Genomic DNA, 22,190 nt, shown 5'->3' with positions numbered 1-22,190 from the left:
AGTCGAGCAGATAGGAACTCGTGGAAGTAAAAGCGCGTATTTGATTTTGCGGAGATTTGAAGGGAATGGAAATATGAGCGAAGGTTAGCGATCGCAGTTGTATTTGTGTTATTGGTTAGTTGTTAAAAAAGTTACCCAAAATTAGACAAGTAAACTTAAATAAATATGGACTCTTTTGCGTCATTACGTGTTCGGGGAGAAGAACAAAGTAAAAATGCGCAATCTACAACCAGTGATTTGCAGAAGTTGCAAATTCCCTCCCCAATTGCGATCGCGACATTCCGAAAATTGTTAAAACGGGTCGCGGGGGAAACGAGTCACCTCTCAAATTTAGGTTCAAATTGGCAATTGGGGGACTATAGCTTAGGGGATGAGATATTCAAGTGTCAAGGGGATGTTCGCAGTAATGGGGATCAAGACAAATTTATCTATTTAATTTGTCAGGGAAAGGTACGTGTTGTGGCTAGGGATAGGGTGACTGGTCGAGAAGTTTCTGTGCAATTATTGGCATCGGGGGAATTATTGGGGATTGATGGTGCATTTAGTAGTGCGTCTTTATCCTATCGAGTAATTGCAGCAACCCAGGTGACGGTAGCGCAGATTCCCCTTACTCAATGGGAGGAATATGTACAGGAATTTCCTGGTTTAGGTGAATATTTAAAGAGTACGACCCAATTCAGACAAAAGTTACTGTTTTTCAAAACCCAAACCCTATTATCAACTTTTTCGAGTCAGCAACTTATAGATATAGTTGCAGATATCGCTCCGATTTCCATACCCCCAGGAACACCATTACAACCATACCTTTCCCCCTACCCCGGTAAATATTGGCTGGTAGCGGGGGAAATGACAACCCCGACCCTCAAAGTTGGAGATAGCTGGGGATACCCCGATCCAATCGATCCTACATGGTCAACCCAGACAGATGTAATCATTTATCACTTACCCAAGATTAGCTGGGAAGTATTAACAGCAACAGCCTCCTCCGTCATTGAAATAATTTTAGCTGATAAAACGACTGAATTCCAAGTGAATTCCTCTTACCCCACTCTAGTCAACAGTGAATTAGAACATACATCAGTATCCCCCCCTAACCCGGATACCGAGGCAGAAATCCCCGTCATCCTTGATACCTATTCATCAGCAGTTACCAGCGAATCCGTCTGGGAATTCTTACGCCATCAGACCAGAGCAAAATGGCAAAAACCCTGGTGGCAACAGTATCCCCTAATTCGGCAACAAAGCTCCTCCGACTGTGGTGCTGCTTGTCTGGCAATGGTAAGCCAGTATTGGGGACAGCGACTAAGCTTGAACCGGTTACGTAATTTAACCCAGACAACCATCACCGGAGCATCCCTACCAGCCATGGCCGATGCGGCGGTGAAATTAGGCTACCGAGCTTTTCCCATTCGTGTCAGTTTAGACATTCTCGAATGGCATTGCTATCCTTGGATTGCTCACTGGCAGGGAATTCATTATGTTGTGGTTTGGGATATACGGGGTGAAAATGTTACTCTATCAGACCCAGCTGTTGGCATCAGAAGAATTAGTCGTGAAGAATTTTTAGGGAATTGGACAGGATATGCTTTAGTCCTCGACCCCACCCCAGGATTAGCAGCGGTTGCGGGTGAAAATAGCCAAAATGTATCCGTGGATTTTCTCTGGCAGAGGTTTTGGCGCTATCGTTGGCTGTTGTTGCAATTACTAATTGCCTCCATTTTTTTGCAAGTATTTGGGTTAGCCACACCCCTAATTACCCAAGTGGTGATTGACCGTCTGTTGAAATCACCAGTCCTGAATACCTTGAATTTTTTGGCATTAGGATTTTTGGGTCTAGGAATGTGGCGAATCATGATGCGGGGGGTGCGTCAATATTTGTTGGATTATCTATCTAATCATATAGATTTGAGCGCCTTAAGCGGGTTCATGCGGCACACATTACGTTTACCTCTGCAATTTTTCACCTCCCGTCAAGCAGCCGATATTATTACCCGCATTGAAGAGAGCCGTAAACTGCAATTGTTCCTGACTCGTCAAGCATTGGTGGTGGGTTTGGATGTGGTGGTGACACCAATTTGTTTGCTGCTGATGGTTTATTACAATTTACGCTTAACCTTACTGGTATTGACCCTCATATTACCAATAGTCATTCTCACCCTGTTTACCAGTAACTCATTACAGCGAGTATCCCAAGATATTGCCCGTGAATCAGCTAGACAAAATGCGGCCATGGTGGAAATCGTCAAGGGAATCGCCACCGTCAAAGGAGCAGCAGCCGAACGGTGGGTGAGATGGAGGTGGGAAGAACGGTTTGCCAATTTAGTCACAGCCAGATTTCGCGGTCAAAAATTAGCCAACACCATCCAAGTGATTCATAGTCTGATAAATCACATCGGTAACACCGCGATTCTTTGGAGTGGAGCAATTTTAGTCATGAATAATCAATTATCAGTGGGGAAATTCATTGCTTTTAATATGTTGATTCACAACGTTATCAATCCCATCTTTGCATTATTAGAACTACGCGATCGCATTCCGGAGGTATTAGTGGCAATTGAAAGACTTGATGATATTTTGGCCACCCCTTTAGAAGAACGGTCTCCCCCAGACCAAAATCAACCATCTCCGTTACGAGGGGAGATTCGTCTCCATCAGGTTTGTTTTCGCTATACCCACGACCAAACCCGCTATGTGCTGCAAAATATAAGTTTGCATATACTTCCTGGTCAAAAAATCGGGATTGTGGGAACACCTGGTTCTGGGAAAAGTACCTTAGTCAATTTACTCGCTGGATTATATCAACCGAGTGAAGGGCAAATTTTTATTGATGGTCACGAGATTAGTCAAATTAGTCCCCATCAGCTACGTAAACAAATGGGTATAGTTTCCCAAGATTGCTTTTTGTTTTCCGGAACCGTCTACGAGAATATTAGCGTTTTCAATCGCGAAGTGGATTTAGAACAAGTGATGTTCGCCGCTAAACTCGCTGGTATCCATGAATTGATCGCAAACCTCCCCTTGGGATATCAAACCCAAATCGGTCCACGGGGAAGGATGTTACCAACATCAGTACGTCAACAAATTGCGATCGCTCGAGCACTGATCCGTAATCCCCATATTTTCATTTTAGACCAGGCAACCACAGCCCTGACACCAGAAACAGAACAACAAATACTCCAAAATATCTGGCATCATACCCATGTCCGCACCACACTAATTGTGACTAATCGTCCAACAACCCTACAACATACAGACCAAATCCTCATTCTCGACCGAGGGATGGTGGTGGAATCCGGAACCCACGCAGAACTCATCAATCACAATGGTTTGTATGCTAATTTATCCCGGCAATGTCTCAATTTCTAATTCGTTCCAGCTTACAGCAAGACACCACACATCTATACTTTTGGACACGACCGTTCGGACATTCGGTGAAGCCAAATAAATTCTAGCACCAAGCGTCTAAATAGCTCATTCCTACTCCCTAATCTCTACCTGGATTTCTCACGAGTAAGTTGTAAACCTTGAGTAACGAATTCATTTTCCTTCTATTCACCACTCCCTACTCCCTGTGAGTTTTAGGGTTTTGTGAGAAATGCGGGTCTATTACCTTTTTCTTCCCGTAAAAATATTGAGAGTAAATTAAAAACTCATAAACTGGCAATGTTAATTATGAACATTTTCCTCTTTCATGTAGCCATAGAATACGCATTTGTACGAGGGGCATTTACTAAATTCATTAAGACTATAAATTACTAAGACAAATGTCAATCTCTAGGTTTTTCGGGACACAATGTATATGGGTATACGGTCTATTTTTTATTAAAAAAATACAATAATTTTACAGTATTCTTGACAAGAGTCGTCACAAATACGGTGGACTTTTGCCACAGAATCACTATCACTTAGTTGAGGTAAATGAAAGTTTATAAAATTTTGTCCAACTCCAATATCTGTAAATAAAATATCTTTATATAACATAGACAAAATCGTCATAGAATCCTAGATACATCCCAAAAATGATGCTAGAATTTATTGGTAACTTTATAAAATTACAGAAACAAAAATAGTAATACTGAGGGGCAAAACCCCCTAGATTTCACTTAAGGGACAAAACGTAAAGTTGCACATTACCTAAGTAAATACAAAAACGATTTCAGTAAATTAAACATAGGGAAATGCCAAAATGGCAAGATAATAAATAACTCAGGGGCAGTCCAGTTAGAAATCAGTAAATAACAAATATTGAGTGATAAATACTGAGCGAAAATGAGTAAGATTTTAAATTATGATGATAGTGGGCAAAGAATATACTTAAATAAATTGAGGTTGTGATACAGAAGTTGAGTTGATAACAACAACAAATAAACAGAAAAAATCCTAGTAATATCAGTAATTATCCAATTCAATTTTCCCAAAACCGTCAGGCTTGAGTAGCCACCATATCTACAGTAAAAAAATTTCTGGAATTACGAGATTTAAGAACATCATCACAAGGCACTGGAGTTTTTGTAACTGATTTCACCATTGGGAGAGAACTATGGAACAAGCGATTATTTGCTTGCGTTGAGAATCAGACTTTTGGTACAGAAAAATCCGCATAGTGTCATCCTTTAGGGATAAAAATAAAGGTTAACTCATGAAACGAATCATCAGGTCAACATCACAAAACATCGCATCTGCAATTCCGATAACTTCCGTGGGTGGAAATAGTATCGGGACAAATCCCCAGACCATATTTTGGGGAGATACATCGAAATTATCTGCTTCTGGAAACCCGTCAGCATCTTTGCAAAGAATGTTGGAACAACCTCCATCGGTATTAGCGAGGATGTTCTTACTCGGTAGCGTCATCATCTTTGCAATTGTGTTGACTTGGTTATGGAGTTGAAGGATAGAACAGATTAGTCACGTCCAAGCAAGATTTGTGCAACCCCAGGGATTTAAGATTTCCAACCCCCAAACTAGTAGCCAAGCAAAATTAGATACTCATCAATTTGCACCCACACCAGAAATAGACAAGCTTCTGGAACAGATGCAAACATTAAGCCAAACTTTGGTTTACCTACAGGTAAATGCCAAAGTTGCAACAACCTTATTGCAAACAATTCCAGCAACAGCATGGGAAGTTTTTCGGGGTGTTAATACACCAGTACTTTCCGAATCCGTTCTTAGCCATTACTATCGGGGTCAGGAAAAAAAAATGGTGCAGATGAGTCAATTACCAGCATCCGCAATCCATCAACTGAAAACAGGCGATACTGTTGAAATATCCCTAGAATCGACAAATAGCACCCAGTTGATTACAGGAAAAATCATTGGAACGAGCTACGCGATCGCAGCAGACGATTTCGTGGTAGCAATTCCTTCCCATCCGCAGAATTATCAACATCAGCCAAGTAATTCCATTAAAATTGCCATTTCTAAAACTTCAACAACACAAGCACGCATAATTGAAAAAAAGCGCGTAATCGATATTTTTTGGGATAATATCCACACACCACCAACCATTCCTATCAACTAAGCATTCCAAAAAGTCACAACAATCACAAATTTTCTCAACAGATTTGTTTATTTAATTATCACAACCGAACTATGAATCAAGACATTCCTGGTATGAGTAGCCGCTTGGAGAAAAACATGAACCACGAGCAATTTGACCAAGTTGTAGAAGCAATTCTAGCTGGTAAATATTCCTGGGCTTGTGTTTTAATGCTACGCTTTGCCGGGTATAACCCTTTACATTATATTCCCTACAGAACTTATAATCGCTTACTCAAAGAAAATTCGACCAAGGGTAAAAAAGCGAATTCGTCGATCGACGACAAAGTAAATACAAATAAACATGCTGTCACAAAATCAGCGAATAGCTGTTTAGGCAAAATTAAAGATTTAGCCTATTTAGAAGTAGTTGGCAAACAAAACACAGATATTCGTGGTGGCAGTTTAGAAGATTGGCTATCTGTACAAATTACGGAAACACAGCCATTAAAACCAGATTTATCAACAGATACCCCCAGAGATACTTGCTTAAAATTCTGTGAATTTAACTAGGTTTTGTAGAAATCGACCTGATAGTTATTGATAGTTGATTGAGTTGCTTATGAGTAACCTTGTAGTCATTTATGTGACTACAAGGCATTTTTTATATTGTTTATTTCAGAATTTTAAATGTCCTCTACAGCGGATTGCAGGTAAATGCGGTACACCATTTTAATTGACATGAGCGTATACTGTATGGAATTCTGCTGAGTTATATTTGCTATGACTAATACTGTTACAGCAGATACCGGTTTACAAAAATATTAAATAATTTGTAAGTTAAATTAATCACAAATCCACCATTTTTGTCGATTAAATTTATACTTATTTAGTCAAACAACTGCCAAATTGGCAAGGCGATTGTAGTTTTAGTTTATAAATTAGATATAACAAGGTCAGTGAAATCTACAGTTACTTGCATATTTATTTAAGGAAGGAGTGGAATAAATTGAACACATAAATTAAACAATCTCATAAAATGTAATTGTCAAGAGAATAATTGTAGCAACATGTGGTGGTTTAGCATTCATCTTATAGGACATTGATTGATATTGATGGAGTTGTAAATATCCAGAAATTAGTCATCTAAGCTCAATTAATTAAAAACAAATCAAAACGCAATTAGTTGGCAAGCTAAGTCTGCATCTCCATCTTCTAAATTAAAGATGATTGAGCGAGATAAAATTTAGGGGAAAATCGACAACAAAATTAATTATCATCAATGGGTGAATATAGCTAAAGTGTAGCAGCAATATTTTCTTGTGTTCTGAATATCAGGGTTCCTCTACACCTTGCAAACAATCAACAACTCAGTGGGAAGCTAATTAAATTAGCTTCTTTTTTTTGGGATACTGATAGTGTCGCAGTAGAAATTTTTCTTGGTGCAAGTCTAGCAAAGCTCTATCCACCTATAATGGTCAAGCAGTAGTGAGTTGTGCTAAACATTCAAGTAGGATTTCCATAGTGCTTGCGTCACAAAGAACCAATCCCAACAGGGTAGGTAATCATCAAAACCATTAGCCAATTTAAACCTTGACATGATGCCAAAACTCATCCAGAGAAAACTTGTTTACAGACAGGAGATTTACGGTGCATTCATCATATTGCTCTCAACGTCAAAAACATGGAAGCATCGCGGTATTTTTATGGTGTGATTTTGGGTTTACACGAACTTGAGGGAGAAGAAATACCAGAAACCCTTGTGGATTTGGTGAAAGCAGGGAAAGTGGCTAATTTTATTACCCCTGACGGCACAATTTTAGACCTTTTCGCCACACCCGAACTAAATCCACCAGCACCAGACCCAGAAATAAGCTTTACTAGAGCTTACCATCTTGCCTTCGACATTGATCCAGCATCCTTTGAACATGCTGTCACCGTTTTGCGCGAAAATAGAATTGCGATCGCTCACGGTCCTGTAACTCGTCCCACTGGACGCGGTGTTTATTTCTACGACCCGGACGGTTTCATGATTGAAATTCGTTGCGACCCCACATAAATACACAGCAAATCGACCAATGAATGATAAATTTTTCCCAGCCATTGACAACGCTCTCCAAAATCCCCTAATTCCCCACGAACCCATGAAACAATCTCTCAAACAGTGGGCAATGTTTGTGTTACGAGATAAGGGATTTAAGGTTGTTTATGCTCAAAATGCCGATTTTGCGGTTGAATATGGTGGTGAGAAAATTTATTTTAAAGTGGCAAATACGGATCAAGAATTGGAACCAGAATTGAATTGGATTGTTTGGTATGGTGATACCCAAAAAGTTCGCTTAATTCCCCGTGATTCATTCACTTCTTAGAGTTTATTTGAAAAGTCGTTTTTTTATGCTTGACTTCCAGAGACGCGACATCATGTCACTGGAAGTACGACCTTCAACAATCGATGGACTCGCTCTGAGGGATGGATGGATTTTTGCGATCGCTACTTTGTGACCCTACGGTCGATCCGCTACGCGTCTACGCAATGACAAAATATGTTTTCACATATTCAGGATGCTCCCCAACTTATCGAAGAGAATATTTTTTCTTTCTAAGTACCCCATTAGAATATTTATAAGTTTTCTCAAATCGTTATCTTCATCACACCGATACACGAAATATCTCAATAATATATATAGATGCATCTTCGGAGAAAGATATATCACTGCATCTGCATCGATTCGTCTAGGTTTAGATTTGTTGGCAGTAATACCATTTAATTTTGCTTTTAGAGACGCAATATATTGGGTCTCATATGGCGATGTATCACGTCTGTTATTCTGAATGTGCTGCAAACATTTGGGAATCGATATAAATATTGTCGATAAATTTATCGATATGAAATATTTTGTGTTTTGTTGCATGTGTAGATGCCGCAAAAATTTTCTGTCATCAAGGTAAATTGAGTAAGTTTTGTGTATCTATAAATTTTATACTTTTCCCGAATAAAGCGTTGCTTAAATTATCTAGATATGCGATATGTCGCTTCTAATAATTTGTGCTTAAGTTGCCAATATTTGGGAAATTAGTATGGATATAAACTGGTTGACTGCAAATAGGTAAATCCGATTAAAAAGGAGTTGAAAATGCCAGGAAGGATGTGTTGGTTGCCACTTTCAGGTACGGACGGGAACAAGATTTTGCACTTACAAATTGAACCGAATCAGCCTTGGAGACCCTATACAACCTTTCCTCAGTTTGCTGTACCCGATTATCAAATAGTTGGTAGTTCCAAGGGTATGGCAACCTATCATAAGTTATTTAAAGCTGGATGGACGGTAGTTTCTAGTAGTGAAGCGCGAGGATATTAGGATTTCTAGTTGTACTTGATTTTAATGTGAATGCCGAGGAAAGTAGAGGACAACGGCATTCTCTAAATTAGGTTTTAATTACAACTTTTCATCGGGGTGCATCCCAGCTTTTATTGCTTTGTAACAGAATAATATTATCCTTGTACTGGAAGTATGACCTTCAGCAATCGATGAACTTATTCTGATTTATGGATTTTGCGATTGCTACTCTTCGAGAACGCTCCGCGTACCCTGCACTCGCAATGACAAAATATGTTTTGACATATTTTTGACATATTTAGGATGCTCCCTATTCACCTTTTGATTGCTACTTCCGACTTTCCCTATTTATCAAGATTTACCTAACATCTTGTCATATCGCTTGAGCAGTAAATTTGGTTGAATAACTGTTACTACATAGCCAATCAAGACACAAATAAAAGATAGCAACATAATCGGTATGGCTAGGGGTAAATGGAGTAACTTATAGGGATGACAAGAAAAAATATTGCGGAGGCGATCGCAATATTTTTTGATTCTTACTTTCAGGGAATTATTATCTGTATATTGGCTTTTCCATTTATCCGTGAGCAGTTTATTTTGCCAATAAGAATCATGTCCAAGCACCACAAATTGCCAAAGAAAATGGGAAAGGTGGTTAGGTGGTCGATAAATAGCTCGTGCTTGGGGTTCTTGCCAAATTGTACACCCGATATCATGCAATTTTTGGGCATGAATTACACAGTTACCCCGGTATAATGGTAAGTCTACTGGGATAGGGTATTTTAATAAAAATTCCCGGCGAAATGCCACATTATTAGAATAATATTTTTGTGTAGGGATTAATCTTTCCTGCTGCGAAAAAGGTGGAAAAATATAACTCATCACCATTGCTGTTCCGTAGATTCCCTTACCCCGTGTTGCCGTTTCCCCCGTCACCACCTGGATATTATCACCCTGGATAAATCCTGCTAATATTCTTTGTAACCATGTCGGCTCGTATTCGCAATCTACATCAGTGTATATAACTACTTCTCCTGTAGCTATTTCTGCTCCTAGCATTTTCGCTCCATAGTAGCCAATACCTGAAGGAGCAGTCACAACCGTTATCCAAGGATATAATTCGTGAATTTGTGCTAGTAACTGCTGAGGTATATTACCAGTATCGATTAATAATACCTCCTGAGCTTGAGTCAGAGGTAAATCTTGGTGAACCAGGGAAACTAATGATTTAAATAATCCTTTGACACTACTATTTGCTAAATTTTCTGTTTCTAAAATAATCGAAAAACTTGGCAATCTCACCAGGGAATTCGCAGGAAAAGTGGTCATATTGACATTGGTTCAGAAATTACAGCTTGGACTTGCAGTTAAAATTTACATTAGTATTGTCGGGAATGACAAGGTAAGTAATTGGACAAAATAGTCGAAATAGAGAACAAGGAACAGATAAAGCAAGGTATGCAACTCGATTCCCGTCTAAATACTTACTTCCCGCTTTCACCAGTATTGCCTTTTTTACAATCACCTGTTATCACTGTTGAAAAATCATCAGGGAGTAAAAAATGACACAAACTGCTGTGGAAATAGTTCATGTCTATTATGATGCTTTAGAGCACGGAGACATGACCACCTTACTCGCGATCGCATCGGAGCAAATTTTAGTGGAAGGTGCTACATCCTTACCCTACGCTGGTAAATGTCAAGGACGTATCGCTTGGGTACAGTTTGCCGAAAAGTTTCAACAAGTCTGGGATAATCCGGTATTTGCTATTGAAAATATTCATGAAACCGGAGATTGTGTAGTCGGATTAGCTAGACTGAAAGCTACATCCAAAAAAACTAAAAAGATGATTGATATGCCAATGGCAGAGTTTTTCTGGATTGAAGATGGGAAAATTTCCCGATTATTACCGTTTTATTGGGATACTGCGGCTGTGATTCAGGCGATCAATTAATCTGGAAATAGGGAGTGGGGACTCAGTACTTAGACCTACAGTGTTGTTAGCTAGTTTTCGACCACATAAGTTCTGATACCATTTCACTTAACTTGTGATATATTTTCTTTCCCTGCTCCCCGTCAGGTATCAACTCCAAAGTGAAACGGTATGAGGTATTCGTAGTAGTAGCTCTATACCCCCAGGGTTGTCGTAGACTAGCGCTACTACGTGCCTTCTCTCATCTAGCTGAATATAGCTACGTAATTACCGTAATGTGGTGTAACCGATATTTAGTATAAATATAAAAAATACCCTAATTATACTGATGGGAAATGAAATCGCCGTAATTGTATCTAGAAGCATCTGGCTCGGCGATTGGTTCGCAAATTGTTGTTAAATAAAATACCTACAATATACTAATGTCTATTCAGATTTATCATCTGATTGCCTTTCTTGCTGCGGCAGTGGTTGTTCTCTGGACTACACCGGATGTCAGAAATATCGGTATAAAAAGTGGAAAAGTAGATAAACCCGATGCTCGCAAAGTCCATCACCGACCGATGGTGAGGTTAGGAGGAGTTGCGATTTTTGCTGGAGTTGCGATCGCACTAATAATTGTTTGGTGGTTGGGTGGTTTTGGCTATCTCTCGACTGAGAAGGAATGGCAAGTTTGGGGGGTAATGTTTGGGGGAGTCGGGTTTTTCCTAATTGGTTTGGCGGATGATTTATTTAGTTTGTCTCCCCTCACCCGTTTATTAGTACAAACCATAATTGCCACTGTGGTTTGGAAAGTGGGAGTAAGTATCGATTTTATCAGTATTCCCACCCTCGGGATTTTCCAATTGGGTTGGTTGAGTTGGCCAATTACAATTATTTGGCTGGTGGGGATGGTCAATGCCATTAATTGGATTGATGGTTTGGATGGTTTGGCTGCGGGAGTTTCGGGTATTGCGGCATTAGTGATTCTATTTGTCGCTTCATTTATGAATCAACCTGCTGCGGCTTTAATTGCAGCAGCGTTAGCAGGGGCAACCCTGGGATTTTTACGGTATAATTTCAATCCAGCGCAAATTTTTATGGGGGATGGGGGTTCCTATTTTATTGGGTTTACCCTGGCTGCGGTGAGTATTATTGGTTTAGTAAAAATACCTGCATTCACGGCTATTATTTTACCCTACGTCATTTTAGCAGTACCCATTGTGGACATGTCGGCGGTAATTTTAGCCCGGTTGCGGAGTGGGAAATCACCCTTTGCAGCCGATAAACGTCATCTTCACCATCGTCTGTTGAACCTGGGTTTATCCCACCGTTGGACAGTCCTGTTTATCTATTCCCTGACCCTATGGGTCGGTAGTATTGCAATGGCGATCGCTGGTATTCAAAGCGGTGTTGCTTTCGCTTGTGCTGCCACTTCCCTACTTAGTTATACCAGTTGGAAAGTTTGGCGACGCGCTCGACAGTAATTTCCATTTTGGATTTTGGATTACTCTGTGAGTTCTCGTTAAAAAAATTATTCTCGGTCAATCTGCTAGGTGTTTATGGATTTTTGATTTTGAATTTTGGTGATTTCTACCTAGGCGTAGCGTTGTCGCAGAAAAGGCTACACAAAGTGCGTCTGTGGAGTTGCAAAACTATATACAGCAATACCTACCAACATTGGATTTCTCACGAGTAAATTACAAGCCCTAAGTAACAGATTGATTTTCCTTCTACTCCCGTCACGGACTATTCCCTGTGAGTCTAGGGTTTTGTGAAAAATGCGGGATCTATCTGTCCCATTCATTTTTCTAATTGGTATCATAACCGCTATAGGCGAATCCAAAATAGTTTAGGATAGGGATAGTGAATTTACTGAAATATTGGTGATGAGAAACCTCCCTAAGCAATGGAAATGGTTGGTTGTAACCCTTTGTGTCGTTGTTGGTCTTGTTGCCAGTAGTGCGATCGCCCAAATATCCCAGAACGAAAGTAAAACCCCATTACAACCCGCACCGGATTGTCAACTCACAGGTGCTTTAGCCAAACTCTGTCCCCCCACAGATACACCTACCCCCACACCACCAATAATTATTGACGACAAAAGCAAATTTTTCAATGCGATCGCCACAAAACTCAATCCATTACCCACCCCCAAAACCTATGAGTATTTAATTTTACAGGAATACGGGGGAATTTTTGCCACCACTAATCCACAAATTCAACTGCCGCCAAAGGTAGCTTTTGATACCGCAAAGGAAACCAAAGCTTTTCAAGATACCCTGAAACAGGTTCGTGTTAATGCTGGTCTTGATTGCTTTCTTCAAGCACCAGCCGCCGCATCATTTAATACCATCCTCCGCACCACCCCTATTCCCCTCAAATCGGGAAAAGGTAAAAGTGATTGTTTACGCACTTTTGAAACCACCAGCAGATTTTGGCATCGGTCTTCTAACCAAAAAATCCTCCAAAAAATTCGTCAAGGACAACTACAACCAATCATGCGGAAGGTTGCACCCCCCGGTTCATCCCAGCATTTATGGGGTTTAGCAATTGATTTAGGACAATTGAATCCGCGACAAACCCAAATCCTTAACCAAAATGGCTGGTTTCAAACAGTGAAGGGAGACCAACCCCACTGGACATATTTAGGAATGTCGATGGAGGAATTAATTCAACTTGGGTTTAAAAAGCAGGTAATTGGTCGCAATACATATTGGTTAACACCGCTTTTGACTGATAAATAATTCCAACGACCCGTAGAAACGTAGCGATGCTACGTCTTTGATGATCATGATTTTAATACAAAATGTAAATAATTATAATTCGTACCTAAATTTAGCAACACCCCCCAATAATTTTCCCCTTGAACACAAAAATGTAAATACAATTAGATCAAAGGTAGATACAAATAAACAAAAAGCCTGAATTATGCTAGCAACAAACCTTGCAGAAACCAGAACAATACTTCCAAATATTAGTTGGCAAACCTTTAGGTTAATGTTAGCGGAAATGGGTGGGGAGCGAAACTTTCGACTTGCCTACGAGCATGGAATTGTAGAAATTATGACACCACTAATGCCCCATGAAAATTCAAACCGGATTATTGAAGGTTTTGTGTTGGTGTTGTGTGAAGAGTTTGCCTTTGAAGTCAAAAGTTCTGGTTCACTAACTTTAACGCGAGATGATTTAGAAATAGGGTGCGAACCAGATAGTAGTTACTACATTCAAAATGAGGCATTGATTCGGGGAAAAGATAATATTGACCTGGCTTTTGACCCACCACCCGATATTGTCCTGGAGGTAGAATACTCCAAGCCAAAAATCAATAAATTTATTCTTTATGCAGCAATGGGAATAGGAGAATTCTGGCGATATAACGGTACAACTTTCAGGATTTATATCCTCCAAAAAGGACAATACACAGAAACTGAAAACAGTCCCACTTTCCCAGGAATTGCCATCAAAGAAATCCCTCGATTCATTCAAGAAAGCCGAAACATTGGTCAACTAGCTGCAAAGCATGTTTTCCGTGACTGGGTGAGACAACAGTTGTTTAAAAGTCAGGATTAGCCTACTTGTAATACTGGTATCAAAAACCCAAGCTACTGTGTTTCAAGTCAAGGGCGATCGCCATATACTAAGAGGATGTTTGGAAAGTGTCAAGAATTACTTTCTCAACCACTGCTTGAAGACAGGGAATAGCCTCAAACGGTATATTTGTCGTTATAAACTACTCCCGACTCCCAAAAAACGAGCTTGTTAAGTATTAAAATCGACTTTTAAAACATCCTCTAAATCTTGGGTATTGCGATCGCATTGCGGAATTATTGCAGTTTGCGAGTCAGCAGGAAAACTGTGACAATTAATTTAATATTACTTAAAATAAACCCTAATTTAGTTAATTCCTACGGAAATCAGCAACGCCAATTACTTGATGATTAAGCAGAATGATTGAGATGGATCGACTGTAACATTTTTTCGCGTTTTTTCCGGGCTATTTCTTGTAAATCAACGGTTCTATCGGTTTCATCGACAATTTCGCCAGTAATCACTTCCAACACATCTTCCAAGGTGACTACACCGACCACGCAACCATATTCATCAACGACAACCGCAAGATGTTCGCGAGCTTCAATAAAGTTTTTCAACAACTTATCAGCGCGGATAATTTCGGGAACAAAATGAACTTTCCGAGCTAAATTAGCAATTTTTTCATGGTGATTACCTTCTACCATCGCTGTTAATAAATTTTGCTTTAAAGCAAAACCAATCACTTGATCGATAGATTCATCCACCACAATGATGCGGGTATGCTGGGAAGCAATAATATCCTGTTTTGCTTCTGCAAGGGTTAAATTTCCCCGGATATAGGTCAACATGATTCTCGGTGTCATGAGGTCGGATGCGGTGACATCATTGAGACGAAATACCCTTTGAATCATCTCGGCTTCATCAGTTTCAATAATTCCCTCTTGTTGACCAATATTTGCTAACAGTTTAATCTCTGCTTCGTTGGTAGTGGGTCGTTTTTTCCCTTTGACAAAAGGTGCTGTCACGTTTTCGATGAGCCAAACTAAAGGGGTAAATAGAATTGCTAATCCAGTCACAGGTAAAGCTGCAAGTAATGCGATGGATTCTGAATACCGTTCCCCAATCGTCTTGGGAATTATTTCCCCAAAAATAATAATTAGGAACGTAAAAACGCCAGAAAATATCCCCAACCAAGTATCTCCCAACATTTGGGTGGCGATACTACCTGTGAGGATGCTACCAACAATATTAAAAATATTATTAAGAATGACAATCGCTGCAATCGGTCGATTCATGTTTTCCCGAATTGCCAAAAGAGCGATCGCTGCGGGATTACTTGATTGTGCCAATTGTCTGACTTTCAAAACCGAAACGGAAAATAGCGCTGTTTCGACACTAGAACAAAGCGCTGACCCAAAAATCACAATTAACACAACGGTGATTAGCTGGAACATACATAGTTACCAATAGTTGCCAAGAATAAAAGTGATTTGTGTGGGTTTTCTTTCCGTTTGGTTTTGAGTGTCCAATTGGCGATCGCGCACTGTATCCACTGCCCTTTGTTTCACATCAGGTTTTTTTCAGGATACAACGAGTTGGCTATAGGCGCTACTGTTAGCTACCAACTGCCACTTTCATTGGTGATGGATTGAGAATACCATTCAGCAGGGACGCGGGTTGTTGTCCATAGGGCCAAGCAAAGGCATGTCTAAAAGCAGCGTCTTGACAGGCTTTTAATTGGGGGAAACTAATAATATCGTAGGTGAGGAGATTTTCGTACTCAAAGGGTAGACGTACGTTATGTAACCCCGCATTATCAGTACAAATCGCGATATCCACCCCCGCATCAAAACACCTTTCAAATACTTGCTTCAACAAACGAATATCTGCTAAAGTGCCAGTTTTAATGTAAGTTGTTGGACAAACTTCCAAACATTGCCCCCTCCGAGCCAAATCAGGTAGTAGCTCTGGATACAACAAGGGTATCTGGATACCGTGACCAATGCGCATTAGATAGGGTAATAACTCAGGGTAGCAGCCTGCAGTTGTTTCGTATAGATGTCCTGTCGTATTTATATCGAGGGACAGGGCATACTCATACAGTTTTATCCACTCATCTAAACGTTCCGCATAGTGGCTATCCCCCCCAGCCACATCCACCGCACAAACGTATTTTTTGCTTTGAGCAGCCAAGTCAATAATTGCCCGATTCACCTCATAGGGTAAGCGGGAATGCATACACAAAATTTGACTGGTGACAATTGGGTATTCCGTAATTTGACTTGCTTTCCCTACCACCTCAACTATTTCCGCCATCTGATCAATGCGATCGCTTTGAGATAAATCCTCTGAAGTCCGGAGGTAAGGTGTATAGCGTAATTCTAGGTAAGCTAAATTTTCAAAAACATAGGCTCCCCGTAATAGACGGTATATGAAATAGGGCAATGTGTCAACCGTTTGCACACTTTCCACCAATGTGTGTAATTCCAGATATTCATCCAGAGTATTACGGGGACGAGTATAAAAATCCTCAAATTCGGCATAATCCTGAAAGCGGGAAACCAAGTCCCCATCATGACGCTGGAAATAGCGCCAGAGAACGCGGGGAACAACCGACCCTCCCAAGTGCCGATGAAGTTCTGCGTATAATGCCATAATGTTTTTTTTACATAAAAATTTTAATAATCTTAACAAGAACTACGGGAAAAAGAATCACTCGGATAGCAAATTTTTTGTGAAGGTTAGTCAAATTCCCAATTGCCTACACACATTTAGCAAAAAAATGCTATGCTGTTAATTGACTCGGAATTATGCGACTTCAACGCCTAAATCTTGTCAGGACCGGAAGGTAGCAGCAATACGGGATGCTTGTGGTAGGCGTAGTCTCCGGGTCGCCCCCCTACAGTCGATCAGCAGTAATCACTAATGCCTGGATTTGGAGATGTAGTTCAAAAAGCATTTTATCTCGGTATCGGGCTAGCTTCGTATGCGGGAGAAAAAGCAGGGAGCAAATTAGCTGAACTGCGATCGCAAGCACAGAAGCTAGCTGATGAGATGGTCGCGCGCGGTGAAATGTCAACGGAGGAAGCCCGGCGATTCGTCGAAGAAATGATGAAACAGGCTCAGGTTCCAGGTTCTACAGAGGAAACCAAAGAAGAAAAAACTTCAACGGAACCCCGACGCATTGAAATTTTAGAAGAAGATGAATCACCCACAACACCGGTAGATAACACCAGTAGTGACGATGATGTGGATAAGTTGAGGGAACAAGTTCGGCAGATGCAAGAAGAATTGCGTCGTCTACAGCGTGAAGGCTAAACATACATACATTTTTCAAGCATTTGTTTGAGAGGGAGACTAACTGCTTCCACCCTTTGGTTTCACAAAACCGAAATCAGACGAGAATTCTGTCCTCAGTAAGGCTATTAAGCAGGCAAAAAGTTCTCGTTAATCCTCAAACCATCGAATTCCAAGACCAGCAAGGATTTAAAGTTTATGCACAAGTGGCAAAAAGACTTCTTAGAATTGCTACACGCACTGGTGGATGAGGTGGAGAACTTTTTTGTGGACATGAACGAAATAGTGGATGCATTTTTAGAATTTACACAAGACTTTGGGGAACCCATCGAAACTACAGAACCATCAGAAATAAGTGACTTAGAAATCGGGTCATTTTTAGGAGATGTCAGTGAAAACTATTGGCACACCGAGGAATCATTTTTAGACTTCGACCCCGCATTTCCCTACGCAGTCGAACCCACACCAGAAAAGAACCCCGCTTGTGTTGGTTGTCGTTACTATCATGGTTATGCCTACGGTGGAAATCTATTAGTTTGTGCAATGCATCCTCAAGGATGGCATGATAGTAATTGTCCTGACTGGGAAGCAGAAGATGTATTCGAGTAAATCAAGAGTCAAAGAATATCTACTCGAATAAATCCCAAATTTTGCAACTTGCCAACAATTATTGACAAAAACATCAACTACATGAGCAATCAATCTACAGCAGAAATGAAATATGGTGAACGGGAAATAATCGAAGGCAAATTAATTACCTTTCCCAACCCCCGTATCGGTCGTCGCTATACCATTGACATTACCCTACCCGAATTTACCTGTAAATGTCCCTTCTCCGGATATCCCGACTTTGCCACCATATATATTAATTATATTCCCGACCAGACGGTAGTCGAATTAAAAGCCTTAAAACTATACATCAACAGTTATCGCGATCGCTACATTTCCCACGAAGAATCAGCTAACCAAATCCTCGATGATTTTGTCGCAGCTTGTAATCCCCTAGAAGCAACAGTCAAAGCCGACTTTACCCCACGGGGTAACGTTCACACCGTCGTTGAAGTTAAACACACTAAATAAATCTATTGCTTGCTAAGACACCCAAATTCTATAGTGCGATGCGCAAACAGCCAAATCAAATCAATCCATCTTTTTTTTGATTAACAATGAGGAAACGTAAAGCTTCATTGACTGATTGGGAATTCGGGAAAATTTCTGCTACATCTGGTTCTAAATAGATAACTAAACCATTATTTGGGAGAGAGGATTGATGTAATTTATTGACAAGAGATTCCCAACTATTTGCTTTGATTTGAAAATATTCTTTTGCTTCCCGCAATGTTTTAAAATGTTGCTTAATACTCTCAATATTATATCTTTTATCAAGATAATCAGAATAAATATTGCTAGTATTTTCAATATCTCCTTGATGATTTTTATGCTGTTGATTCAAATCATCCTGAAGCATCTCAACAACCTCATCAATGAGTTTGTCATGATTCTCAGAAATTTGAGCAGCAGCACCTAAAATACGAGACGTTGCTTGCATTTGCACTTCCGTTTCAAATTTCAGGTTATCGGCAATATCACGAATTTTATCGGCTAACTTTGGTTTTTTCTTCCGATCCACAGCAGAAGCAGATTTTTCTCCCATAATTAGTGTCCATGTGAAAATATATTAAATATTATATTGACTCCGAAAGTATCTCTTTAATTGCTAACCAAATCCGCTTAAATTTTTGTACCATTCCTACCGGAGTATTTATTGTTTCACCCTCAACAGAATCTACCAAAGATTGAATTCGATCCATTCGTTCTGCAATAATATAGAGATTATTTATTGCTTCATCCTTGCTTGATAAAGATTCTCGCAATAACAGAACCATATTAGCAATTTCTTGTTTCAACCTTTGATTTTCTGTTTTGCGACGAGTTTCCCATCCTTTAATACTTGCTTTAGAACGACGCTCAAATTTTAGCTCTTCTTTCACCTCGTTATACATAACTATGTAACGGTCTCGTTCGGAAGTTACTTCTTTATATTTTGCAAGTAACTCATTGAATCGCGTCTTTTCTGCGTGATAAGAAGATAAGATTTGTTGATAATTTTGTTTTTCGTCCGCAATAGCTGTTTCTAGTTTTGTCACCTCTCTTTCATCTTGATACACTACATAATAAATACTTTTTAAAAACTTTAAATCACTCTCCCAGTCTTGAATTGCTTGCTGGTTATTTTTGTTAGCTTGTTGTTTAGCATTGTTTATAAAAGCAGTGATTGAATCAACTATCTTATAGAATCTTTTTTGACTATTTGGTTTACCCCACTCAAACATATACTCAGTACTGTTAATTGATGGTAAATCCCCAGTTAAAACTTGTTTCAAAATTTGCCGACGCTGATTTTCCGGTAAACCACTAAGTCCTACCCTGTACCCCATATGTCTTAAAATTCCTTCGGGGTACTGGATAATATCACTTAGTTGATTATCAACAGTATTTTCTGGATTCTTATTGGTAAATTTTTCCCGATTTTGAGACTTTTGCCAATCTTTTTTTGCTGACAAATCTTGAAAGCGAGCAAAAACTTTTGTGTATAAAGCACGAGCTTTTGGTTTAGAACGATATTTCAATTCCTCACAAATTAATTGAAGTATATCGATACTATTCCAATGGGTATTGCTAATGATTTCGAGTTCATCTGTAGACTTACTAATATATGGACGTTCCTGAGACATAGCGATGATTTAATGTCTTTTTAAGCACATATCCATATTTTATACATGGGGGTATAAATCAGATCAGGATGATTTGAGAAATTTACTTACCGCTTATTACAATGCACTCATATCAAACAGATTGTTGGTATAGAGATAATCTGATATACCTGAAAGGGTAACAAAACCAAAATATCAAATCACTATGTACGGATAGCAGAGAGTAAAAATAGTACGAGATTTTTTGGCTGTAGCAATTACTTGATAATCTCAATGCGATCGCAAATTAACAAAACAAAAGTATTGATTCGGATTTCATCCACTTAGTTAAATAAATTACTTAAAGCCCAAATTGACCACTGAATTCGATTCGCCGCTCAATCCATCTAAAATATCCAACATCTCCCGTTCAAAAGCAACCTGAGCGCGGTTAGTTCTCCCACCCACATATAACTTACCATTTTCCTCCAAAGCCCATATTTGGGAATGGGAAAAATAACTCATCACCACACCAGCCATTAAAATTGCAAAACCAGTGTAAACAATGGGAATACCAGGGTCAGCCTTGATTTGTAAACCAGTACTACCCACAACATCAATTAATTTCAAAGTAATCCCATTTACCTCCACACCCATCCCAGTCCGCAGAGTATTTACCAATTGTCCCGCACCATCATAAATCAACACCATTCCTTGTAAATCCTTAGCAAGTAGGGATACACCCTCACTCAAATCTGGTTTTGTCGGTATCCAGGTTCCCCATAACTTACCTTTCCCGTTAGTATCCAATTGAGCCATTGGTAATTGAAAAACAGGACTATTATTCAATTTCACCTTGACCGCAGCAATACCCCAATCGGTTTGATAAAAAGTCACACCTCCATATCTCAGAGGTTTATTAACATAGATTGTCTCCTGTTTGACCTCCTCCCCCTTGTCATTTACCACTGATAAATCCGAGTAAAACTGGTCAATCCCTCCAGAGGGAGTATAATCAATCCAAAATCGATTCACTCGTACTGCCCAATCTTGAGGAATTTGTCCCTCAGCCAAAGGTCCCGCATCAATAATATTTTTAACTTGGAATGTATTCCCACTAGCTATCATTTCTTGAGCGACAAATCCTGTCATTGTTCCCCAAATTGAACCCAGTAAAGTAAGGACAATACCAATGTGAACAACTATGGGACCAATCCTACCAATAATACCCTTACGGGCATAAATAACATTATCATTTTCTTGAAAAACTTTGTATTTTCGCTGTTGTAATAAATTCGGTAAACTTGCCAAGGATACACGTTCAAATTCTGCACTCAAAGCTAATTTATTAAACTGACTCGGCTTTTCAAAATACTTCCATTTCCGTGCCGCTTTCAGGGCTGGTAATTGCCTAGTGAAAGTACAGGCAGTTAAACTTGTACCAAACAATATTAATAAAGCTAAAAACCACCATGTTCGATAAACATGGTCTAAACCAATAGTTAAAATTACCTTCCAGGTGAGAAATCCAAATAATGCCGGATGTTGAGGATAATTTGTACGATAAAAATCTGGGGATTGTCCCTGTTCAATGACTGTTCCCGTAATACTAAATAGGGCAATGACTAACAGCATGACAATTGCTAAACGCAAATCCGTCAAAATCGGTAAAAAATCTTGACGTAGGGTTTTCTTGATTCCTTGCCACCAAGAAACTAAAAGTTGGGAATTTGAATCGGAGTTGTTGACGGTCATGGGGATTTTAGATTTTGGATTTTGGATTGTATTAGGAGAAAATGGACAATAGAAAAATCATCCGGCGTTGCTGAATACAAATATGAATTGAAAATTTGACGTTGTGTAGAGACGTAGCATCGCTACGTCTCTACGTAGACGCGCGTAGCGTGGCTTCTCGAAGAGACGATTGTGGT

General features: G+C 39.6%; 20 protein-coding genes and 1 other RNA gene. 15 read left to right on the top strand and 6 right to left on the bottom strand.

The annotated features are described in order from the left end of the window. The first annotated feature begins 165 nt into the window (after positions 1–165). The 7 genes from CDC37_RS12515 (at position 166) to CDC37_RS12480 (ending at position 8,840) form a co-directional block, all read left to right on the top strand. Positions 166–3,366, top strand: coding sequence for a cysteine peptidase family C39 domain-containing protein (locus tag CDC37_RS12515; protein ID WP_096622279.1), 3,201 nt, complete (start codon positions 166–168; stop codon positions 3,364–3,366). A 1,273-nt stretch (positions 3,367–4,639) separates the two neighbouring features. Continuing rightward, positions 4,640–4,891, top strand: coding sequence for a hypothetical protein (locus CDC37_RS24290; RefSeq protein ID WP_157780733.1), 252 nt, complete (start codon positions 4,640–4,642; stop codon positions 4,889–4,891). Between the two features lie 36 nt (positions 4,892–4,927). After that, positions 4,928–5,524 carry a hypothetical protein gene (locus tag CDC37_RS12505; protein WP_096622277.1) on the top strand — a complete coding sequence of 199 codons (597 nt, stop codon included), beginning with the start codon at positions 4,928–4,930 and terminating at the stop codon, positions 5,522–5,524. Positions 5,525–5,595: 71 nt separating this feature from the next. Further along, the gene (locus CDC37_RS12500; RefSeq protein WP_096622276.1) at positions 5,596–6,054 is read left to right on the top strand and encodes a HetP family heterocyst commitment protein; all 459 of its coding nucleotides are present in this window, start codon (positions 5,596–5,598) and stop codon (positions 6,052–6,054) included. A gap of 1,081 nt (positions 6,055–7,135) precedes the next feature. Next, positions 7,136–7,540, top strand: coding sequence for a VOC family protein (locus CDC37_RS12495; protein WP_096622275.1), 405 nt, complete (start codon positions 7,136–7,138; stop codon positions 7,538–7,540). Between the two features lie 19 nt (positions 7,541–7,559). Next, positions 7,560–7,850: a hypothetical protein gene (locus tag CDC37_RS12490; protein WP_096622274.1), complete on the top strand. Its 291-nt coding sequence runs from the start codon at positions 7,560–7,562 to the stop codon at positions 7,848–7,850. Positions 7,851–8,615: 765 nt separating this feature from the next. After that, on the top strand, positions 8,616–8,840 hold the full coding sequence (locus tag CDC37_RS12480) for a hypothetical protein (protein WP_096622272.1): 225 nt from the start codon (positions 8,616–8,618) through the stop codon (positions 8,838–8,840). A 330-nt stretch (positions 8,841–9,170) separates the two neighbouring features. Here CDC37_RS12480 and CDC37_RS12475 read toward each other — a convergent pair whose 3' ends face one another. After that, a complete protein-coding gene (locus tag CDC37_RS12475) occupies positions 9,171–10,151 on the bottom strand; it encodes a glycosyltransferase (RefSeq protein WP_096622271.1) in 981 nt (326 codons plus the stop codon). Between the two features lie 233 nt (positions 10,152–10,384). Here CDC37_RS12475 and CDC37_RS12470 point away from each other — a divergent pair, with 233 nt between their 5' ends. The 4 genes from CDC37_RS12470 to CDC37_RS12455 all read left to right on the top strand — a co-directional run bounded on the left by CDC37_RS12470 (position 10,385) and on the right by CDC37_RS12455 (position 14,308). After that, complete coding sequence (locus CDC37_RS12470) at positions 10,385–10,777, top strand: nuclear transport factor 2 family protein (RefSeq protein ID WP_096622270.1); 393 nt, start codon at positions 10,385–10,387, stop codon at positions 10,775–10,777. Between the two features lie 401 nt (positions 10,778–11,178). Further along, entirely contained in the window at positions 11,179–12,222 is a 1,044-nt protein-coding gene (locus tag CDC37_RS12465; protein WP_096622269.1) for a glycosyltransferase family 4 protein, read from the top strand. A gap of 402 nt (positions 12,223–12,624) precedes the next feature. After that, the gene (locus tag CDC37_RS12460) at positions 12,625–13,482 is read left to right on the top strand and encodes a D-alanyl-D-alanine carboxypeptidase family protein (RefSeq protein WP_096622268.1); all 858 of its coding nucleotides are present in this window, start codon (positions 12,625–12,627) and stop codon (positions 13,480–13,482) included. Positions 13,483–13,666: 184 nt separating this feature from the next. Continuing rightward, a complete protein-coding gene (locus CDC37_RS12455) occupies positions 13,667–14,308 on the top strand; it encodes a Uma2 family endonuclease (protein ID WP_096622267.1) in 642 nt (213 codons plus the stop codon). A gap of 368 nt (positions 14,309–14,676) precedes the next feature. Here the strand turns inward: CDC37_RS12455 and CDC37_RS12450 are convergent, their stop codons facing one another. Next, positions 14,677–15,723 (bottom strand): hemolysin family protein, encoded by a 1,047-nt coding sequence (locus CDC37_RS12450; RefSeq protein ID WP_096622266.1) that lies wholly within the window; start codon positions 15,721–15,723, stop codon positions 14,677–14,679. Between the two features lie 160 nt (positions 15,724–15,883). After that, positions 15,884–16,924 (bottom strand): adenosine deaminase, encoded by a 1,041-nt coding sequence (locus CDC37_RS12445; RefSeq protein WP_096622265.1) that lies wholly within the window; start codon positions 16,922–16,924, stop codon positions 15,884–15,886. 144 nt (positions 16,925–17,068) lie between these two features. Here CDC37_RS12445 and ffs point away from each other — a divergent pair. The 4 genes from ffs to queF all read left to right on the top strand — a co-directional run bounded on the left by ffs (position 17,069) and on the right by queF (position 18,646). After that, positions 17,069–17,165: signal recognition particle sRNA small type (ffs, locus tag CDC37_RS12440), an RNA gene on the top strand. Between the two features lie 29 nt (positions 17,166–17,194). Beyond that, a complete protein-coding gene (locus CDC37_RS12435) occupies positions 17,195–17,587 on the top strand; it encodes a phasin family protein (RefSeq protein ID WP_096622264.1) in 393 nt (130 codons plus the stop codon). 177 nt (positions 17,588–17,764) lie between these two features. Further along, positions 17,765–18,175, top strand: coding sequence for a hypothetical protein (locus CDC37_RS12430; RefSeq protein WP_096622263.1), 411 nt, complete (start codon positions 17,765–17,767; stop codon positions 18,173–18,175). Between the two features lie 81 nt (positions 18,176–18,256). Next, the gene (gene queF / locus CDC37_RS12425) at positions 18,257–18,646 is read left to right on the top strand and encodes a preQ(1) synthase (protein ID WP_096622262.1); all 390 of its coding nucleotides are present in this window, start codon (positions 18,257–18,259) and stop codon (positions 18,644–18,646) included. 55 nt (positions 18,647–18,701) lie between these two features. Here the strand turns inward: queF and CDC37_RS12420 are convergent, their stop codons facing one another. From CDC37_RS12420 to CDC37_RS12410, 3 genes are all read right to left on the bottom strand, one after another. Continuing rightward, positions 18,702–19,220, bottom strand: a complete 519-nt coding sequence (locus CDC37_RS12420; RefSeq protein ID WP_096622261.1) for a hypothetical protein — start codon at positions 19,218–19,220, stop codon at positions 18,702–18,704. Positions 19,221–19,251: 31 nt separating this feature from the next. Next, positions 19,252–20,301, bottom strand: coding sequence for a hypothetical protein (locus CDC37_RS24930; protein WP_197707005.1), 1,050 nt, complete (start codon positions 20,299–20,301; stop codon positions 19,252–19,254). A gap of 315 nt (positions 20,302–20,616) precedes the next feature. Continuing rightward, the gene (locus CDC37_RS12410) at positions 20,617–22,014 is read right to left on the bottom strand and encodes a cytochrome c biogenesis protein (RefSeq protein ID WP_096622260.1); all 1,398 of its coding nucleotides are present in this window, start codon (positions 22,012–22,014) and stop codon (positions 20,617–20,619) included. Positions 22,015–22,190: the final 176 nt, after the last annotated feature.

The sequence above is a fragment of the Calothrix sp. NIES-3974 genome (genome assembly GCF_002368395.1).
GTDB lineage: Bacteria > Cyanobacteriota > Cyanobacteriia > Cyanobacteriales > Nostocaceae > NIES-3974.
The sequence above is the reverse complement of the archived record's forward strand: the minus strand, read 5'-3'. Positions and strand labels throughout refer to the sequence as shown.

Excerpts from the sequence above, each read along its gene's own strand:
- CDC37_RS12515 (WP_096622279.1), top strand. The coding sequence starts at position 166 with ATGGACTCTTTTGCGTCATTACGTGTTCGGGGAGAAGAACAAAGTAAA.
- CDC37_RS24290 (WP_157780733.1), top strand. The coding sequence starts at position 4,640 with ATGAAACGAATCATCAGGTCAACATCACAAAACATCGCATCTGCAATT.
- CDC37_RS12500 (WP_096622276.1), top strand. The coding sequence starts at position 5,596 with ATGAATCAAGACATTCCTGGTATGAGTAGCCGCTTGGAGAAAAACATG.
- CDC37_RS12490 (WP_096622274.1), top strand. The coding sequence starts at position 7,560 with ATGAATGATAAATTTTTCCCAGCCATTGACAACGCTCTCCAAAATCCC.
- CDC37_RS12480 (WP_096622272.1), top strand. The coding sequence starts at position 8,616 with ATGCCAGGAAGGATGTGTTGGTTGCCACTTTCAGGTACGGACGGGAAC.
- CDC37_RS12475 (WP_096622271.1), bottom strand. The coding sequence starts at position 10,151 with ATGACCACTTTTCCTGCGAATTCCCTGGTGAGATTGCCAAGTTTTTCG.
- CDC37_RS12470 (WP_096622270.1), top strand. The coding sequence starts at position 10,385 with ATGACACAAACTGCTGTGGAAATAGTTCATGTCTATTATGATGCTTTA.
- CDC37_RS12465 (WP_096622269.1), top strand. The coding sequence starts at position 11,179 with ATGTCTATTCAGATTTATCATCTGATTGCCTTTCTTGCTGCGGCAGTG.
- CDC37_RS12460 (WP_096622268.1), top strand. The coding sequence starts at position 12,625 with ATGAGAAACCTCCCTAAGCAATGGAAATGGTTGGTTGTAACCCTTTGT.
- CDC37_RS12455 (WP_096622267.1), top strand. The coding sequence starts at position 13,667 with ATGCTAGCAACAAACCTTGCAGAAACCAGAACAATACTTCCAAATATT.
- CDC37_RS12450 (WP_096622266.1), bottom strand. The coding sequence starts at position 15,723 with ATGTTCCAGCTAATCACCGTTGTGTTAATTGTGATTTTTGGGTCAGCG.
- CDC37_RS12445 (WP_096622265.1), bottom strand. The coding sequence starts at position 16,924 with ATGGCATTATACGCAGAACTTCATCGGCACTTGGGAGGGTCGGTTGTT.
- CDC37_RS12435 (WP_096622264.1), top strand. The coding sequence starts at position 17,195 with ATGCCTGGATTTGGAGATGTAGTTCAAAAAGCATTTTATCTCGGTATC.
- CDC37_RS12430 (WP_096622263.1), top strand. The coding sequence starts at position 17,765 with ATGCACAAGTGGCAAAAAGACTTCTTAGAATTGCTACACGCACTGGTG.
- queF (WP_096622262.1), top strand. The coding sequence starts at position 18,257 with ATGAGCAATCAATCTACAGCAGAAATGAAATATGGTGAACGGGAAATA.
- CDC37_RS12420 (WP_096622261.1), bottom strand. The coding sequence starts at position 19,220 with ATGGGAGAAAAATCTGCTTCTGCTGTGGATCGGAAGAAAAAACCAAAG.
- CDC37_RS24930 (WP_197707005.1), bottom strand. The coding sequence starts at position 20,301 with ATGTCTCAGGAACGTCCATATATTAGTAAGTCTACAGATGAACTCGAA.
- CDC37_RS12410 (WP_096622260.1), bottom strand. The coding sequence starts at position 22,014 with ATGACCGTCAACAACTCCGATTCAAATTCCCAACTTTTAGTTTCTTGG.